A 1056-nucleotide genomic window follows, 5' to 3' on the forward strand; every position below is an offset into this window, starting at 1 on the left:
CTTCACGAAGGACGCGTCGGTCATGCTGTCCAGGCTCGGCGGGGCCTTGCGGATCAGCTTGGCCTCCAGCATCACGTCCTGGACCTCCTTGATGAAGGTCGGCATGGTCTTGGTCAGATACTCGATGTTGCCGGCCTTGTCGTACCAGAGAACGGTCTTGGCGGAGGTGGCGAACTGTTCCGGCGTCTGGTTGACGTCACGGGCCATGATCTCGAAGGCCTTCTTCTCGTCCTTCTTGATCGCGTCCAGCGCCTCGAACCAGCTGTCGACGAAGGCCTTCACGACCTTCGGGTTCTTCTGGATGTAGTCGGGCTGGAAGGCCAGCGTGTCGATGATGACGCCCGGCGTCTGGTCCGACGTGACGATGATCTTGCCATTGGCCTCGCGCACCTTGGACAGGTACGGCTCATAGGTCACGGCGGCGTCGAACTGCCCGGCGACGAAGGCGTTGGCGGCGTCGGACGGCTGAAGGTTGACGGTCTGCACCTCGCCGATCGACAACCCGTTCTTCTTCAGCACATAGGCCAGCCAGAACTGCGGCACGCCGCCGTACTGCACGGCCACCTGCTTGCCCTTCAGGTCGGCGAGGCTGTTGACCGCGTCGCGCACGACGATGCCATCGCCGCCGTGCGAGCTGTCGAGCACCAGCACCTGGGTCACGTTCACGCCGGAGGAGGCGTAGAGCAGGTGCGTGTCCACCGTGGTGGTGATCGCCTGCACCTCGCCCGCCGCCATCGCCTGGTGGCGGTTGGAGGTCGGCATCTTCTTGATCTCGACCTCGATGCCGTTCTTCTTGAAGATGCCGGTTTCCTTGGCCAGCGTGATCGGCGCGAAGCCGGTCCAGCCGCTCATCGCCACGGTCACCTTGGTCTGCGCCGAGGCCGAAACCGCGCACAGCCCGGCGACGGCCGCCGCCAGGGCTCCGGCCATCCACGACGTCTTCCTCATGATCCCCCGCTCCCGGTTCTGAAGGTGTCTTTTGATCGCGCCGGGCGGCGGCCCGCCGCCCACGCATCCGTGTGCCGCATTGTGCACGCGCGCGGGGCGGGTGGGAAG

The 1056-nt window shown here is 65.4% G+C and carries 1 protein-coding gene; it reads right to left on the reverse strand.

Translation table 11 applies throughout. The features are described from left to right. On the reverse strand, nt 1-948 hold a 948-nt coding region (locus GBZ26_RS29490), incomplete at its 3' end, for an ABC transporter substrate-binding protein (RefSeq protein WP_174441817.1). Between the last annotated feature and the right edge of the window lie 108 nt (nt 949-1056).

It is taken from the genome of Azospirillum formosense (assembly GCF_013340925.1).
Taxonomy (GTDB): domain Bacteria; phylum Pseudomonadota; class Alphaproteobacteria; order Azospirillales; family Azospirillaceae; genus Azospirillum; species Azospirillum formosense.